General features: G+C 34.6%; 18 protein-coding genes and 1 other annotated feature. Of the genes, 13 read left to right on the top strand and 5 right to left on the bottom strand.

Annotation, left to right across the window (positions count from 1 at the left end; genetic code table 11):
- The first annotated feature begins 186 nt into the window (after positions 1-186).
- The 5 genes from CHB72_RS02185 (at position 187) to CHB72_RS02165 (ending at position 4662) form a co-directional block, all read left to right on the top strand.
- Positions 187-900: a DUF421 domain-containing protein gene (locus tag CHB72_RS02185; RefSeq protein ID WP_089281240.1), complete on the top strand. Its 714-nt coding sequence runs from the start codon at positions 187-189 to the stop codon at positions 898-900.
- 215 nt (positions 901-1115) lie between these two features.
- Entirely contained in the window at positions 1116-1745 is a 630-nt protein-coding gene (locus tag CHB72_RS02180; RefSeq protein ID WP_089281239.1) for a TetR/AcrR family transcriptional regulator, read from the top strand.
- Positions 1746-1757: 12 nt separating this feature from the next.
- Entirely contained in the window at positions 1758-2612 is an 855-nt protein-coding gene (locus CHB72_RS02175; protein WP_089281238.1) for an ABC transporter ATP-binding protein, read from the top strand.
- A complete protein-coding gene (locus tag CHB72_RS02170) occupies positions 2612-3658 on the top strand; it encodes an ABC transporter permease (protein WP_089281237.1) in 1047 nt (348 codons plus the stop codon). The genes CHB72_RS02175 and CHB72_RS02170 overlap by 1 nt, the downstream gene beginning before the upstream one ends.
- Positions 3659-3663: 5 nt before the next feature.
- On the top strand, positions 3664-4662 hold the full coding sequence (locus tag CHB72_RS02165; RefSeq protein ID WP_242975022.1) for an ABC transporter permease: 999 nt from the start codon (positions 3664-3666) through the stop codon (positions 4660-4662).
- Positions 4663-4760: 98 nt separating this feature from the next.
- Here CHB72_RS02165 and grxC read toward each other — a convergent pair whose 3' ends face one another.
- From grxC to CHB72_RS02150, 3 genes are all read right to left on the bottom strand, one after another.
- Complete coding sequence (gene grxC / locus CHB72_RS02160) at positions 4761-5018, bottom strand: glutaredoxin 3 (protein ID WP_089281235.1); 258 nt, start codon at positions 5016-5018, stop codon at positions 4761-4763.
- Positions 5019-5086: 68 nt separating this feature from the next.
- Positions 5087-6400, bottom strand: coding sequence for an aspartate kinase (locus CHB72_RS02155; protein ID WP_089281234.1), 1314 nt, complete (start codon positions 6398-6400; stop codon positions 5087-5089).
- A gap of 145 nt (positions 6401-6545) precedes the next feature.
- Entirely contained in the window at positions 6546-7451 is a 906-nt protein-coding gene (locus CHB72_RS02150; protein ID WP_089281233.1) for an alpha/beta hydrolase, read from the bottom strand.
- A 95-nt stretch (positions 7452-7546) separates the two neighbouring features.
- On the opposite strand from CHB72_RS02150, the gene CHB72_RS02145 reads away from it, so the two are divergent.
- Positions 7547-7810, top strand: coding sequence for a GIY-YIG nuclease family protein (locus tag CHB72_RS02145; protein WP_089281232.1), 264 nt, complete (start codon positions 7547-7549; stop codon positions 7808-7810).
- A 107-nt stretch (positions 7811-7917) separates the two neighbouring features.
- Here CHB72_RS02145 and CHB72_RS02140 read toward each other — a convergent pair whose 3' ends face one another.
- Positions 7918-8430 carry a ferritin gene (locus tag CHB72_RS02140; RefSeq protein ID WP_089281231.1) on the bottom strand — a complete coding sequence of 171 codons (513 nt, stop codon included), beginning with the start codon at positions 8428-8430 and terminating at the stop codon, positions 7918-7920.
- A gap of 340 nt (positions 8431-8770) precedes the next feature.
- On the opposite strand from CHB72_RS02140, the gene CHB72_RS02135 reads away from it, so the two are divergent.
- The 7 genes from CHB72_RS02135 to CHB72_RS02105 all read left to right on the top strand — a co-directional run bounded on the left by CHB72_RS02135 (position 8771) and on the right by CHB72_RS02105 (position 15071).
- On the top strand, positions 8771-9646 hold the full coding sequence (locus CHB72_RS02135) for a Cof-type HAD-IIB family hydrolase (protein WP_089281230.1): 876 nt from the start codon (positions 8771-8773) through the stop codon (positions 9644-9646).
- A 339-nt stretch (positions 9647-9985) separates the two neighbouring features.
- The gene (locus CHB72_RS02130) at positions 9986-10543 is read left to right on the top strand and encodes an ECF transporter S component (RefSeq protein ID WP_089281229.1); all 558 of its coding nucleotides are present in this window, start codon (positions 9986-9988) and stop codon (positions 10541-10543) included.
- 26 nt (positions 10544-10569) lie between these two features.
- On the top strand, positions 10570-11703 hold the full coding sequence (locus tag CHB72_RS02125; protein ID WP_089281228.1) for a pyridoxal-phosphate-dependent aminotransferase family protein: 1134 nt from the start codon (positions 10570-10572) through the stop codon (positions 11701-11703).
- Positions 11704-11880: 177 nt separating this feature from the next.
- A complete protein-coding gene (locus CHB72_RS02120) occupies positions 11881-12855 on the top strand; it encodes a threonine ammonia-lyase (RefSeq protein ID WP_089281227.1) in 975 nt (324 codons plus the stop codon).
- Positions 12856-12987: 132 nt separating this feature from the next.
- Positions 12988-13247 (top strand) — a binding site (T-box leader).
- Between the two features lie 60 nt (positions 13248-13307).
- Positions 13308-14330 (top strand): aspartate--ammonia ligase, encoded by a 1023-nt coding sequence (asnA, locus tag CHB72_RS02115; RefSeq protein WP_089281226.1) that lies wholly within the window; start codon positions 13308-13310, stop codon positions 14328-14330.
- A 164-nt stretch (positions 14331-14494) separates the two neighbouring features.
- Positions 14495-14677: a spore coat protein gene (locus tag CHB72_RS02110; protein WP_089281225.1), complete on the top strand. Its 183-nt coding sequence runs from the start codon at positions 14495-14497 to the stop codon at positions 14675-14677.
- 130 nt (positions 14678-14807) lie between these two features.
- Positions 14808-15071: a spore coat protein gene (locus CHB72_RS02105; protein WP_089281224.1), complete on the top strand. Its 264-nt coding sequence runs from the start codon at positions 14808-14810 to the stop codon at positions 15069-15071.
- Positions 15072-15196: 125 nt separating this feature from the next.
- On the opposite strand, the gene CHB72_RS02100 is transcribed toward CHB72_RS02105, so the two are convergent.
- Entirely contained in the window at positions 15197-17515 is a 2319-nt protein-coding gene (locus CHB72_RS02100) for a tetratricopeptide repeat protein (protein ID WP_089281223.1), read from the bottom strand.
- Positions 17516-17526: the final 11 nt, after the last annotated feature.

The following is a 17526-nucleotide window of genomic DNA, read 5'->3' as shown; positions in this document are numbered from 1 at the left end:
TAAATTTTTTTCTTTTTATGAAGTATATATATGATTCCAAAACCAACTAAAATAAAGGTAAAGGTCAAAATTGCCTGTAAATATAAGCTCATATAGTATGCCTCCTACAATATTATGAAATATGTGTACTATAACTACAATATTAGTATAAGATTTAGAAGACAATTTATACGAAGGAGGGAAAAAATGAAGGTAGTAATTGAAATAGTGCTGCAAACAGTATTAGCTTTCTTTTCCATTTTATTCATTACTAGAGTATTAGGAAGACAGCAGGTGTCACAACTAACTATGCAGGAGTATGTAAATGGCATTACCTTTGGATCTATTGCTGCCACATTAGCTACTGATGTGAGCCAAAGAACCTGGCAGCACTTAATTGGACTCTTTCTATTTGGTGCACTAACCTTTCTAGTATCCTACATTGGAACTAACAATATTTCCATAGCTAGAGTAATACAGGGGGAACCGGTATTGGTTATAAAAGATGGTAAGGTGTTAGAGAAGAATTTAAAGAAGTTTCATTACACCATAGATGACTTGAATCACTTGCTGCGAAAAAAAGATGTATTTAATATCAATAATGTTAAGTATGGAATTTTAGAAACAACTGGAGAGGTCAGCATTATTAAAATAGGAACAAAGGTAAATGTAACTGTTGAAGATTTAGGTATAGTAGGAAAGGAGGAAGAACTAATCACTGAGGTAATTGTAATGGGAAACGTTGTCTATGAGAATCTAAAGAATAGAAACTTAACAATGAAGTGGCTGATAGACCAATTAAAGATGAAGGGTGTAAAGGATATAAAGGATGTTTTTTATGGGACGATAGATAATAATAATCGATTGAATATTGATAAGATAGAAGATCATTTCAAGCCTGATGATGGTGATGTGATGTAATTTAATTAAGCGTATTAATATTTTAAACGTAAAAAATTAATAAATGCGCAAAATATGACTCTAAGGTCATGTTTTTTTATTGGTTTATTGACAACAAAAAATACCTATGATAACATGTGACTATAAGGTTGTATGACTTATTGGTCACATGACCTTATAGTCACAAATGATGCATAATAGGATATATGAGATAAGCATATGAGGAGAGTGTTTTGATGCCAAAGGAAACTTTTTATAATTTACCAAAGGAAAAAAGAGATAGAATTATGGAGGCGGCTACTAGAGAATTTGCAGAAAAGGGTTATGAAAAGGGGTCCATCCAAGTAATAGCTGATGAAGCTGGTGTGGCAAAGGGTAGTATGTATCAATATTTTCAAAATAAAAAGGAACTATTTTTCTATATACTAGAGCTGGCAGGAGAAGCAAAGCTTCAGCTGTCGGAGGAGGTAATGAAGGAAAATCCAAAATATACTTTTTTTGGTTTTATTGAAGCTATGTTTTACGTTAGTATACGTTTTTCTAATCAACACCCAGAGCTATACCAGATTTATCAAGAGCTCCAGTATAAGGCTCCACTAGAAATAAGAAAAGAGTATCAGGAAAAAATGAACCAATTAGGGCAGCAGCATTACAAAGCCTTTATATTAAAGGGGATAGAGGAAGGGGAAATACGCAAAGATATTGAGTTAGATTTAGCTGTCCATGTGCTTTACAGCTTGCTACAGGGTTTTGGAAATTACTTGATTGAACAAGATGTGTTATCTACCAATAATAAATCAAAAAAATTAGTTAAAGAGTTTATGAAATTATTAAAAGATGGATTTAGTTCTAAAAATGGGGAATAGGAGGTAAGAACTATGATTGACGTGAAAAATTTGTATCATGACTACGCTGGAAATAGACAATATGCCGTTGAAGATGTGTCCTTTACCATAGAAAAAGGTGAAATATTTGGCTTCTTAGGACCAAGTGGTGCTGGGAAAAGCACGGTACAAAATATTATGACAGGACTTTTAAAACTCCAAAAAGGTGAAGTAAACTATAAGAATCAATCGATTAGAAGTGTGGGTTCAGATTTTTTTAATAACATAGGGGTTTCCTTTGAGCATCCAAATCTATACAGCAAATTAACCGGCTATGAAAATCTAAAGTATTATGCAGGACTATTTAAGGTAGCTATAGTGGACCCTATGATTTTGCTGGAAAGAGTAGGTCTTAAGGAGGCAGCTAATAAAAAAGCTGGAGAGTATTCAAAGGGAATGAAGCAAAGACTGGTCTTTGCGAGGGCATTGATTAATAACCCTGAAATATTGTTCTTGGACGAACCTTTGTCAGGATTAGACCCTTCAACTGGAAATAAAATTAAAAACATGATTTTAGAGAAGAAACAAGAGGGTAGCACGATTTTTTTAACAACCCATAATATGTATTTAGCAGAGGAAGTGTGTAATCGAGTGGCTTTTATTAATGAAGGAAAGATTATAGCAATGGATTCTCCAAGAAACCTAAAACTAAAGTATGGAGAAAAATCAGTTAAAGTAGAGTATAGGGAAGAAAACAGAGTAAAGGCAGATATTTTCTTTTTAGAAAATGAAAAAGATCGATTCACCTTTAATCAGCTTATCAATACTAAAGAAATTCAGACGATACATTCTCAGGAGGCTACCCTTGAAGAAATCTTTATAAAACTCACTGGGAGGGGACTGGTATAATGCTGGCAAGATTTACGAATTTAATAAAACAAGATTTGACGGTTACTTTTCGTAATTATTTCCATTATGCCATTATCCTTTTAGCTATTCTAATGATTGTTGTTATTAACTTGATTGTTCCGGAGTCGGTAAAACTAACACCTAATGAAGTTTTTTATGATGGAACAGAGGAAAAAACACTTCAGCAGTTTTTACTGCAGGAGGGATTGGAAGAAAGCCAACTCTTTCCAAGCAAGGAAGCCTTATTTCAAGAGGTGGAAGAAGAGGATAACACTATTGGAATTATTATGGAGGGAGATTTAGAAAATCCTAAGTTTACTATATTGTATCAAGGCAGGGAATCAGTTGAAATTATTAATCTTCTCAGTGTCACTATAGAAGAAGCATTAAATAGGATGAGGGGAGTAGAAGCTACTCCTGGTTATAGGGTTGAATATTTGAGGTCCCAAGCAGAACCAATCCCATTTAATAAAAGCTTAGTACCTATGATGTTGGTATTGGAGCCTGTCATGCTGGGATTCATCCTTATTGCAGTAATGATTTTTCAAGAAAAAGAAGAAGGGAGCCTTAGGGCCTACCGAGTAAGTCCAGCTGGCACCATGCAATATATCTTATCTAAGGTGGCGGTAATTACACTTTTAGCATTATTATATTCAGGATTACTACTACTGTTTACTATGGGACTTGATGTTAACTATTTAAAGGTGCTGTTAATGATTATCTTATCAAATTTCTTAATTACTTTAATAGGATTATCTATTAGTGTATTTTTTAAGAATTTAGAGGAATTTCTATTTGTTGCAGTGCTGATACTAGCTATTTTAGGATTACCGATGGTTTCCTATTTTACACCAACCTTTACCCCTGACTTTATTACATGGTTACCCTCCTACTCCATGCTATTTGGCATCAGAGAAATCATCTTTCCTACAGGAAAACAGCACTATGTAACGGCACTACAATGGGGATTAATCCTTCAGGCTCTTATCATGCTAGCTGTCAGTTATTGGGTAGTTCATAAACAGTTAATGAAGGAGGGGAAATAACTGTGATGAGGCGAATGAGTAGCTTTATGCAAAAAGAATTTATAAGGGCAATAAGAAATAATATGATTTTGTATGGATTTCTATTTCCTATCCTATTGGCTGTGATTATGAGAATGTTTTTGCCAAGCATAGAAGGTATGAAATTATCAATTGCGGTGGATGCTGCTGTAGAGCAGGATATTATAGCAGCTCTAGGAGATTATGCAGAGGTAGAATTATATGAAACTGCGGACTTAGTAAAAGGTCGTGTAGAAAGACCCGATGATATAGCGGGCATCATAAAAGATGGAGATCAATATGTAGTATTATTGGAGGGAAATGAAGTTGGGGAGGCTGAAGAAATCGCCACTGCATTAATGAATGTAATCTTGTCAGGAGAAAAACAGGGGACCTATGAATATATAAGTCTGGAGAAGGACCAGTCTCCTATGAGAGAAATTGTAGCCAGCCTATTATTGCTTACTGCTATCGTAATAGGTGGGATGATGATTGCTTTAAATATAGTGAATGAAAAGGAAAGTAGAGCAATAGCAGCTTTATCGGTCTCTCCTCTAAGAATGCTGGATTATTTTCTAGCCCATACCATCCTATGTATGATTGTGGCTATAGGATTGGCTTTAGTATCTGTATTTCTCTTTGTGGGAAGAGAAACTGATATTTTTAGGATAATCATTGCTATTTTAGGTACTACAGCAATGGGGACACTATTAGGTTATATTATAGGAGGTTTTGCTGATAATTTAATTTCTGCTATAGCTATTTTAAAGGTTGCTATGCTCTTTTTTATAGGGGTACCTATAGGCTCTGTTTTTGTTCCAGAAGGATTACAATGGCTACTATTTCTCTTTCCAAATTACTGGGCATTTCAATCCTATAGAAATATATTCTCAACAGTTCAGCGAGGAGTAGGTTTTGAATTATCCCTAGGAATTACCTTTATTTTTAGTTTGCTAGTCTTGATTCCACTCTTTAAAACATTCAAAAAGCAACTACAATTAAGATAGAACTTATAAAAGGCGCCTATCACAAGAGGATAAGTGCCTTTTATAACAACAAAAAGACCAATAGTACCAGTTATAGCTTTATGGAGATTATGACAGCATTATTTTTTAATCTGTAGTTTAGCATCAAGTTCTCCCTTTTCTTCAAGTGCATATAAATCGTCACAGCCGCCAATGAATTCTCCAAAAACAAAAATTTGGGGTACTGTATCCCAGCCAGTTCGGTTCTTAATTTCCTGAAATGTTGTTTCATCGTGGGTAACATCAATTTCATTAAAGGCTACATTTTTCTTTTGTAAGAGGGCTACTGCTCTTTTACAATAGGGACAATAGTCTTTTGTATAAATAGCAACATCCATAAACTCATACCACCTTTCTTAAAGTATGCAGTAATATCATACCCAATTATGAAGGGAATAAAGCAGCTTTATACAAAAGCATTATAGATAGCTTCTACTGCCTTTTCAAAATCATCGGTTTCCACACCAACGATGATATTAATCTCACTGGAACCCTGATCAATCATTCGAACGTTGATACAGTTATTGGCTAAAGCTGTAAACAGCTTAGCAGATATACCAGGAGTATAAGCCATACCATGACCAACTGTAGCTATTAGTGCCATGTTAGGAAAAACTTCAATTAAATCAGGATCACACTGTTGTTGAATCTCATTTAACAATTTATCTAATTTGTTTTCTAGCTGTGAATCAGTTACAACGATAGAAATTGTATCAATGCCAGAAGGCAAATGTTCAAAATGGATATGATTGTGTTCTAATATTGTAAGAAGCTTTCGGATAAAGTTAATTTCAGACTTCATTCTATTTTTTTCGATAGCAATAACGGTAAAGTCCTTTCTACCAGCTATACCGGTGATAGCTCCTGCAGGTGTTGCGGAATCAGCATAACTAGTAATCATAGTACCAGGATTATTAGGCGCATTAGTATTTTTGATATTGATTGGAATACCAGCATCCAATACTGGGAAAATTGTTTCTTCATGGAGAACAGTTGCCCCCATATAGGAAAGCTCCCTTAATTCACGATAGGTTATCTTTTCAATAGGTTTTGGATTATGTACAATGGTTGGGTCTGTCATTAACAATCCAGATACGTCTGTCCAGTTTTCATAAACTTTAGCTTCTACAGACCTCGCTACTAAAGCTCCTGTAATATCTGAGCCGCCTCTAGAGAAAATCTTTATTTCTCCATTGGGAAGTGCACCGTAAAAACCTGGAATTACAGCCTTTACTTTTCTTGATAAATATTCTTTCATTTTTTCATCTGTTAATTCTAGGTTCAATGAATGATCCTCATTAAAGAAAATAATCTCTTTAGCATCAATAAATTCATAACCTAATAGTTCAGCAAGAATTATACCATTTAAGTATTCGCCACGGCTGGCGATAAAATCCAAAGATGCTCCTGCTTCAATCTCCTCTTTTATATTAAAAAGATAAGGTTCTAAATCCAATGATAATCCTAGCTCTCTTATTATCTCCAAATAACGTTCCGAGATGATATTAAAGGTATCGTAAAAATTTACTTTATGCTGAAGCTGGGTATGACATAAGTAAAGGAGATCAGTAATCTTTGCATCTTCCTTATGACGTTTTCCAGGAGCAGATGGCACTACATATCTTCTCGTTCCATCTGACGTAATAATACTCTTAACCTTAAGAAATTGTCCAGCATCTGCCAGTGAAGTTCCTCCAAATTTTGCTACTTTTATTCCCATATTTTTTGCCCCCTTTAAGACCATGAATATATATTGTTTTTAAGACTATTTACTTATTATAAGTGAGCTATGGACAAATGTCAACGTCAGAAAGACAAAATTGTGATCCAACAAAGCCAAGGACCCAGGATTAAAAAAATGATACTTAATTCAGATGAACTGCTTTTAAAAATTCACTAATCAATCTATCGTATTCCTCTTGATTATTCCAATAAGCCCCAACATGGCCAGCATTGGGAGCTAAATACAATTCTTTAGCTCCTTTTTTTGCGTTATACATGGCTTTTGTCATTGAGCTAGGTATGTATTTATCTTCTTTTCCATGAATAAAAAATACAGGAGCTTTTATTTTATCAACATCATTGATAGGAGAGACCTGATGAAAAGCCACGCCTGTTCTAATTTCATTTAATAAACTTGCAATGATTAAAAAAGGAAAGGCAGGAAGGTGATATTCTACCTTTAGGCGATATCCTACAATGTCAGAGAGACTAGAATAAGGACAATCAGCCACATAAAAAGCTATTCTAGAATCTATAAGGGCGTTTTGGAGGAGGATAGCAGCTCCCATGGATTCACCATGAATGCCTATAACACTGTCATTGCCATACTTTTCAAATAACCAATCGCTCCAGGCCTTTAAATCATACTTTTCATAAAAGCCATAGGTGGTATTGTGACCGCCGCTTTTCCCATGATTTCTATGATCATATAGCAGGATATTAAACCCTCTTTTCTGATACAGTTCCATATATTTTACAGATCCATAAAGAGTATAGGTGATGCCATGGCATAAAATCATGGTTTTTTTTGCATTTTCTAATGGGAAGTAAAGACCATAAAGATCGTAGCCAAAGGGAGATTTGATTGAAACCTCTTCCTTGTATAATTCTTCGAAGACTTTCTTATTTATTCTGCCAGCTTCCAATTCCTTTTGATAGGTTTTTTCATGGGTAAGGGTTTTAGGATAAATAACAAGATTAGATAAATAGATACTAATTCCAAGTATGATGACTAATATAACTAAGAAAACAATTAAAAAAGTATACAAATAAAAAACCTCCTTACCAGAATTTTTGATTTAAATCAATGGTATAATAAAATAGTCAAAAGAACAAGTCGGCAGAAGTTAGGAGGATAAACAGCATGAATTATACTTATATTTTATTATGTGCAGATGGAACCTATTACATTGGTTGGACAAATGATTTAGAAAATAGATTTAAAACCCATAATGAAGGAAAGGGAGCGAAATATACAAAAGGAAGAAGACCACTGAAGCTTGTATATTGGGAAGAACACATAAGCCGTAGTAAGGCACAAAAAAGGGAAGCTGCTCTGAGACGACTTAGCAAAAAACAGAAGGAAGTTTTAATAAGTGAATTTAAAACACAATCAATTGAAGATTAATATATAAAAAAATCCTCCATTAGGTGAAATCGCATAAGGAAGTTTTGATGTCATCCTTAAAAATTTTTTTCCTTAGGAGGATTTTTAATTATATATAAGTAATCATACTATTCTGCAGCAGCTGGTGGCGTGAAGGATCTTTGGGCTAATTCACTATCTAGCATATAGATAGCATGACTGTCTTCACCAATTCTTTTGATTTTATTGATTAAGCTGGTAAACGTAGCTTCTTCTTCTACTTGCTCATCAATAAACCAATTTAAAAAGCTAACACAAGCATAGTTCTTTTCTTCAACAGCGATATCCATTAGAAGATTAATTCTTCCTGTTACAAATTTTTCATGATTTAAGCCTGTTGTAAATGCATCTTCAAGGGAAGTAAAATCATTTTTTGGATCCTCATATCCGCTGATTATAGCACGACCGCCTAATTCATTGATAAAGTTAAAGAATTTCATGGCGTGAAATCTTTCTTCTTCTGCTTGAACTAGGAAGAAATTTGCAAAACCTTCTAAATCTAAATCTTTACAATAAGCTGCCATTGCTAAATAAACATTTGCAGATGCAAATTCAAATGTTAGCTGATCATTAAATTCTTTTAATAGTTTTTCTGAAATCATGTACAATTCCTCCTCAATTATTTTCTTAAGCTCAACTACGTGTACAATACTATTAACGTTAGTAGATTATTTAGTAGTTATCATAGCTTACTAAAGATATTATAAAAGATTGCCCAATAAATAACAACATAATTTGCTATCAAATCCAATTTTTATCATGTGTTTTAAATACAATCTTATTCTATTATTTACACTATTTTTAAAATAATAAACAATAAATTTTATTAAATTTTTCACTTGGCTTTTTCAACTAAGATAATACTATATGTGAATTGAATAGTTTTTTTCATTAGTAAAAAAAGATATAATGTAAGAGGAGCAGGTTAAAGGAGGAAAATATATGATTTATAAACTATTAGCAACAGATATGGATGGAACATTACTGATGAATAATAAAGTACTATCTCAGGAAAATATAGAGGCCCTAAAGAGAGCAAAAAACCAAGGAGTTGAAATAGTTATTTGCACCGGAAGGCCTTATCCTAATGTTAAGCCATATTTAGAACAGTTAGGTTTTGACTGCTGGGTTATCACCAACAACGGTGCAGTCATTAGAAACAAAGAAGGGAAAATTATTTCTGCAGTTTATATGAAGCCTAAGGCATTAGAGGAAGCAATTGTGTTGTTACAGAAGGAAAATATATATTTTCATGTATCTGATGAAAAGTATACCTATATTAAAAGTTATAGAGAGAGAATAAAGAATATACAAAGACTAATACTACAAACGGGTGTATCTAATTTGAAAGCCCATCTTCTGTCGACTTGGTTTGTTTTCTTCAACGGGAGCCATAAAAAAGTAAATTTCTCTAGTTTTATAAGGGATGGTGGGAAGGCTGCCAGCATATTCATTCTTTCAAAGTGTCAACAGCAGCTACAAAATATAAGTAAAAAGTTAAAGGATATTAAGGCTATAGATATTACTAGCTCTGGCTATGATAATGTTGAAGTTCTAGATGAAAATGCTACAAAGGGAAAGGCGTTGCAGCAACTGGCAAAGGTATTGAATATCAATCAAGAAGCTATTATAGCAGTGGGAGACAATTATAATGATCTGTCGATGATTGAATATGCTGGGCTAGGTGTAGCTATGAACAATGCTGAAAAAGCTGTCATCGAAAAGGCCAATTGGGTGACAAAAAGTAATGAAGAACATGGAATTGCCCACTTGGTGAGGCATTTCATTGAAGCTCCTCATGAAGCTGTTGAAATGTAAAATAACACTTAATTCATAAGTAGACAACCGAAAGTTTGTTTTTAACTTTCGTGTTGGTCACTTAGTTTGTTCATCTAGAGAGAGTCTTTACTCCCACTGAATTGTAGGTGAACTTATTTCTAGGATGCAGTGTTTAATCTCTTACTTATCATAAGTGAAAGCAGCAAACTTAGAACAGTATACTGAAGGATGAAGCAAGGAATGACAAAAATCTCTCTATGATTGTATCGTTACAAAAATATTATTGTACCCGTTGGAATTTATATTGTATCGCAAATGAATCTATTGTATAATAATTGTAACTGGAATTATATACTATTCATTTGAGGAGGAACAATCATGGAAGGAAAAGTAATAACCAGCAAAAAAGAAAATGCAGTAATTAAAGAAAATTCAAAAACAAAGGATTTAGTACTTACAGCGCTATTAACAGCTTTAGTGTTTGTTGCTACAAAATTCATCAACTTTCAATTACCTTTTTCAATTCATGGTGGATTAATTCACTTAGGAAATACTATGTTATTTGCAGCAGCCGTTGTTTTTGGTGGAAAAAAGGGAGCAATTTCAGGGGCTTTTGGTATGGGCTTATTTGACTTAGTGTCAGGTTGGGCAGTTTGGGCACCATTTACTTTTGTGATTAGGGGTGTAATGGGTTGGGTTATTGGAACGATAGCCCATAGAAAAGGTAATAACGGAGATAGCTTCAAGTGGAATATGCTAGGTATTTTAATAGGTAGTGTATGGATGATTATTGGATATTATTTTGCTGAGGTAATCATTTATGGCAATTGGTATACTCCCTTAACAGCTATACCTGGAGATATTACACAAATTGTTATAGGTATCATCTTAGGCGTGCCGCTAATTACGGCATTGAAGAAAACAAAAGTGGTATAAATTTAGTTGTAAGGAGCGTGGTAGAAGTGAAGGCGACATTAATTATGACTCCTGGCCCTACTTATGTCAGCGAAGATGTGAGAAGGGCATTATCTAAGGAGATTACAAATCCTGATTTAGATTTAGCTTTTTATGAATTCTATAAAGAAACCTGTAACAAGCTAAAACAACTGTTAAATACCAACAATGATGTGCTTATATTAAGTGGTGAAGGTATATTGGGATTAGAGGCTGCTTGTGCGTCTCTTATTGAGCCAGGAGATAAAGTGTTAGCGATAGATAATGGAATTTTTGGCAATGGATTTGGTGATTTTGTAAAAATGTATGGAGGCCAAGTGAAGCTTTTCCAATCTGACTATGAAAAAGCAGTAGACATAGAAAAGTTGGAGGATTTTTTAAAGGATCATCATGACTTTAAGATGGCAACGGTAGTACATTGTGAAACACCATCTGGTATTACAAACCCAGTAGATTTAATATGCCCAATGTTAAAGAAATATGGCATTATTACTGTGGTTGACTCGGTTTCAGCTATTGGTGGAGAACCACTAAAAACAGATGAATGGCAAATTGACATGGTGTTAGGAGGATCCCAAAAGGTGCTTTCAGCCCCTCCCGGACTAACGTTCCTTAGCATTAGTGATGAAGCTTGGAGTATTATAATGAATCGTAAAACCCCTATTGCCGGTTATTATTGCAACCTTTCTGTTTGGAGGAATTGGTACGAGGAAAAATGGTTTCCCTATACACAGCCAATTAGTGATATCTATGCATTAAGGGAAGCTGTAGAAATCCTATTGAAAGATGAAAAAGCATTAGAGAGGCATAGAAGAATAGCTGAAGCTGTTAGAAAAGCCCTAACGATAGGGGGATTAAAGCTCTATCCTAAGGCGGGTTTTTCAAATACAGTGACTACTTTCATGGTGCCAGAGGGTATAGACTTTAAAACTATATATGAAGAAATGCTGAAGGATCATAATATCCTAATTGCTGGAGCCTTTGGATTGTTAAAAGATAAGGTGATCCGAATCGGACATATGGGAGAAAATTGCTACGAGGAGAAAATATATATTACCTTGAAGGCATTAGATGAAGTATTGAAAAAAAATAAAATTGAAACAAAGGATGAATTACATAAATTGTTTATACAATATGTATAATATGGAAAAGCTAAGGGACAACAACTACCCTTAGCTTTTTTCTTGAACTTTACTCTTTAAAAAAACTAGCCATTTCTATATAATAGAATAAAATGAAGCTACTTTCCACTCTGCATAAGCAGAGGGGCTTAAAGTAGTTGACCATCGGATAAACCAGTAAATTAAGGAGGGTATATTATGGTTACTTTTGAAGAGGTAAAAAAAGCAAGAGAACGGATTAACCAATATATATGGAGGACACCATTGGATTTTTCAATGCATCTAAGCTCAGGTGATAGAAGAGTTTATCTTAAGCTAGAATGCCAACAAAAACTAAAAAGCTTTAAGATCAGGGGTGCCCTCAGCAAACTAACTAGTTTAACCGAGGAAGAAAGGCGGCTAGGGGTCATGACTGTTTCTTCAGGCAATCATGGAGCAGGGGTAAGCTACGGTGCAAACCTATTAAAGGAAATTAAGGCCACTGTTTTTGTACCAGCTAATACACCAGAAGCTAAAGTGGAAAAGATCAAATATTATGGGGCGGATATTCAATTGGCAGGAAACAGTTATGATGAAGCCTATAAAATTGGAATGGAATATGCACAGAAAAGTAAGGTAACCTTTATTGATTCCTGCTCAGATTTAGAAGTAATTGCAGGGCAAGGAACTATTGCCTTGGAAATACTAGAGGAGAATCCCGATATTGATACAATCCTTGTGCCTATTGGTGGTGGGGGGATGATTACAGGAATAGGACTTGCAGCAAAATCCATCAAACCCTCTTTGAGGGTGATTGGATTGCAAACAGCGGCTTGTCCTGCCATGGTGCAGTCATTGGAGGATAAGAAATGCTATATTGAGTTTCCCTCAGAAGAGTCTCTATGTGAAGCATTGATTGGTGGAGTTGGAGAAATTCCTTATCATATGGCAGGTAATTGTATCGATGATATCCTTTTGGTAGAGGAAGAGTGGATTAAAAGAGGGATGCTACAATTGATGAATAAAGAGAAGGTAATTGCTGAACCTTCAGGAGCTATAGGCTATGGAGCATTAATGGCTGCCCCTGAGTTGATACAGGGAAGAAACATTGCTGTTGTTATATCTGGTGGAAATTTGAATCCTCAATTGATGCAGGATATCTTTATAGAATCTTTAAGTGTAAGCGAAACATAGAAATATAGATTAAAATGAAGTTAAGATTAACAAAAAATTTAAAATCATAAAGATTAATAAAAAATTTAAAATTATATTGACAGACTATTTTCTGTGGATTATAATAGAAAAAAGTTTAAACATGTATAATCAAAAAAGACTATGAAGAGAAGAGTAAATATGGAAAGTAGTTATAGCGAGTTGGTGACGGTGGAAGACCAATACGAAGTCTATGTTGAAGAACATCTCTGAGTTCCTAACTGAAATGTAAAGACAAAGTAGGCTTAGGCGGAACCAAACCGTTATTCAATGGACAGTATCGAATTTAGATTCCGTACTGATTGAGAGAGAGCTGTTATTACTTAGCTAATTAAGGTGGTACCGCGGAGACAATGATGTCCTTCGTCCTTTATATAGGGATGAAGGACTTTTTATTTTTGTAAAAATACAAATATGCATAGGAGGATATATCAATGAAAAGCTTAAATGAATTACTAAAGATACCGAAAGGGTATAAACCATATCTAAACATTAGAGAAACAGAAGTTGCAATTAAAATGATTAAAGATTATTTTGAAGCAAGACTTGCAGAGGAACTAAATCTAACTCGTGTATCAGCACCTTTATTTGTACGTCCAGAAACGGGGTTAAATGACAATTTAAATGGAATAGAACGACCCGTCGCTTTTGATGTAAAGGGAATAGGTAGTAGAGAAGTAGAAATTGTCCACTCTTTAGCAAAGTGGAAGCGTATGGCTCTGCATAAATATGGATTTAGTGAAGGAGAAGGGTTATATACGGATATGAATGCGATTCGACGAGATGAAGATTTAGATAATCTCCATTCTGTTTATGTAGATCAATGGGATTGGGAAAAGATAATAAACAAAGAAGATAGGAATCAAGAGAATTTGAAGAGTACTGTGAAAAGAATTTACAAAGTATTTAAAGACACAGAAAAATACTTATGTAGCGTATACCCTACTTTAAAAGCATTTCTTCCAGAAAAAATTACTTTTATTACAACACAACAGTTAGAGGATATGTATCCCCAGTTTACTTCTAAAGAAAGAGAAGATGCTATTGCTAAAGAAAAGGGTGCAGTCTTTATTATGGAGATTGGAGATACTCTAGAATCTGGCACAAGACATGATGGGAGAGCTCCTGACTATGATGATTGGCATTTAAATGGAGATATTATCTTCTGGTATCCAGTGTTGGAGATGGCCTTTGAACTGTCCTCTATGGGTATTCGTGTAGATGAAGAGGCTTTAGAAAAACAGCTGAAGCTGGCGGCTTGTGAAGATCGTAAGGGATTGGATTATCATCAATTAATCTTGAATAGAAAACTGCCATATACTGTTGGGGGTGGAATCGGTCAATCAAGAATTTGCATGTTTTTCTTAAGGAAGGCCCATATTGGTGAGGTACAAGCAGCTGTATGGTCTGAAGATATGATGACTGCATGTGAAAAGGCGGAAATACATTTATTATAAAATATAGGAAGCTATGGACTGCAACAAAATCTCATCCTTTTGGATGGGATTTTGTTATTGGAATAATTTGTTATTTTAAATAAGATTTAGCTTTACATACTTCTCTTTGGAAGAGACATAATATTAGAGGAAATAATATTATCACAGTGAAGGGAGGAACTATAATGGCACAATTAAATCAATTAGAACTTCAAAACTTAAGACACCTTATTAGTAATCATCAAATGATGGTATCAAAACTTAACACTTATGCACAACAATGCCAAGATCAACAAGTAAAACAAATGTTTCAGCAAAGCGCACAATCCGCTCAAGGCGCGGCACAAAAATTAATGACATTCCTATAACCAATAGAAAATTAAAAACTTTTTAAAAATTTCAGTAAGTTATAATTTACGTGATTGATTTCAACAAAGTCTACCTATTAATCTAAAGAAGGAAGACTTTGTTATAAAAATTTATGAAGGAGGGAAAAGCATGAACGATAAAGATATGGTAAATGACATATTGGCTATGACTAAAGCAGGAATGACTGAATATACAAGAGCTATTGGAGAAGCTTCTGATCAAAATCTAAGACAAACTCTACAACAAATGAGAGATGGAGACGAGCAATTTCAATATAGCTTATATCAAGTAGCTGAGCAAAAAGGTTATTATCAATCAGCTCAATCTGCAAATCCACAAGATATGCAGCAAATTAAGTCTCAATTAAGCCAAGGTATGAATAATAATCAATAAATAATTAATAGGACTCAAAAAGGAGTCCTATTAATTTAAATACATAAATAACATCTATTTTCACCTTGCAAGTGATCAATAAAAAAAGTTACAAACCAAACTTTCAGTTGTCTACTTAGGGTCATTTAGTTATAATAGCGAATTGGAATTGCAAACATACCTTCTAAGATTTCATTAGCAACAGGATCTATAGACTTGTATTTATTGGTATACTCTAGCAGCGCTTCATACTCATAAATAGATGAGGTAGGCTCTACCACCTTTAGGGCTAATTGCAATAATGCTTTATGAGGTGTTAAATCTCTATTTTCTAGGAGCTTTAGAGCTTCTAGTGGAGTGCTTTTTCTAATGTTTTCTTTTAAATCCATATCCATCGATGCATATGTTTCCTCATACTGCTGCAAAGCTGCAACCCATTTTTCTTCAAGTATATCCCTTTCCTGCAACTGTATTCCTGTAAAATTGTTAGTAATAATTCTTAGAGAGGCTTCTAAGCCATGGTACTTAGTATCCATAGTTAAGAGCTCCTGGAGGGCGGCTTCATAATTTCCCTCATGACTGTAAATCATTACACGATATCTCTGGTGCCAAGGCTTTAGATCTTCCTTTTCTTCCAATACTTCAAGAAGCTGAAGCACATTGTGATAGTTCTTCTTTTCTTGATATAATAATTCAATCGTATCTTTTAAAAATCGTGGATTATCGGTAAGTTGGTATAATCTTTCATAATAATTTACAGCTTTATCAATGTCACTATAAGGATATTTTTCAATGTTGCCATAGGAAAGACCGTATAATTTACCCAACATACTTAAGGCATAAACATCATTGGGGTTTACTTTTAGATCTTCTTCATAGGCAGCGATAGCCTCAGCAAATTTTCTTTTAAGGAGAAGTTCATCTCCAAGCCTTATACTTCTTTCTTCAAAAGCAAAATCAGTATTTTGCCCTTTTAAATAACCTCTTGAGGAGGTAAGTATATTTCCATCCTCATCATGGGCTAACACTCCCCAAAAATATTTTCCTTTCGGATGACCGAAACCAAAAAAGGAATCTGGTGTAGGACCCTCCTCGTCAAACGTCATGCCTGAAGGAAAATAAGTGAGCTCATCGATAGATAGAATTGCTTCATTGGTATAGAATTTTCTCTCTGAATAATTAGTGGAGTAAGAGCCTGAACCATTAAGGGAATAGGCTCCTAGTTCTAGCGTATAGTAGGCAGCCTCTTCAAAGGGTTCCCACTTAAAATGAATAGTATCACCAGTTATTTTTTCATGATCAGTAGGCGATAACACGTTTAAAGTATCCACCAGTTGAAAATCCCAATGCTGTTTTTCCTCTTCATCAACATATATAGTAGATTTAGGAAAGAAGCCCCCCTTCAGCACTACATCGCCTACCACATCTAAATCTACAACAAAACCTAAGCTATATCTTCCGGGTTCTACATAATTGAAGTTAAACTGTCCTTGTTCATCACTTAATACCCATATAGAATCATATGTTACGCCACTCATCGTGCCGCCCCTGGGATCTCTTTGGGGTTGAATAAATACTGGTATGGACCTTAAGGGTTGATCTTTTAAAGCTATGGTACCGGTTATGGCACCGTATTCTGAAGCTGTATCCTTGAGGGATGCCAGCTTCCTTAGAACTTCTTCTTTTTTCTCAGCATAATAGCTTGTAATTCCCTCCCTATGTTCTTGATCTGAGTATTGAAGCTCCATCTGTATGTTTTCATTGTGCATCTCTAAAAGACGAGCATAGTATTTTTCTGCCTCTTGTTTATTTCCTAGAAAACTATAGAGATCTGCTGTTAATTCATATACATCGGTATTTTGATGATTTTCGTCATCCTCCATCATATACTTTAAAATGTCTAGTCCCTCAGTGTATAGTCCCTTGCTTTTCAAAGCTGTTACAGCTTCTAAAGCCACAGACGGGTCCCAATAGTTTGTAGATGTATTGGCATTGATGGTTTCATAATGATGCTTCATTAGAGAAAAAGCTTCCTCAATTTTATCTTCACTAATTAGATGCTTAATCTCTTGGCTAGTTAATTCAACCTTAGCTCTTTTACCTTGCCATGTATGGGGAAATCTGTCAACTAGCTTCTTATAATAAGCTTCTGTTTCTTTAGATATAGTACCTCCAATATGAGAGGTACTCCCCACACCCGTTGAGGAAATCATTAATAAATTATGATTGTCTGCAATCTGTGTTGCCCTTTCTAGGGCTTCAGCCGTTGCGCTACGATTTGGGAAAAACCTATCCATACGATCGTAATAGGCTTTGGCAATTAAGAGATTACCCTGTCGATGGTATCGATTAGCAATAGATAACATGACAGAAGGTAAAAATGCGTAAATCAGTAGAAGAATAGCCAGAAAAACACCTATTCCTTTGAGCAAATCCTTTGCTTTAATTCTAATTATTTTTTTCATAGGGCACCTCC

The organism is Anaerovirgula multivorans (assembly GCF_900188145.1).
GTDB lineage: Bacteria > Bacillota > Clostridia > Peptostreptococcales > Natronincolaceae > Anaerovirgula > Anaerovirgula multivorans.
The sequence above is the reverse complement of the archived record's forward strand: the minus strand, read 5'-3'. Positions and strand labels throughout refer to the sequence as shown.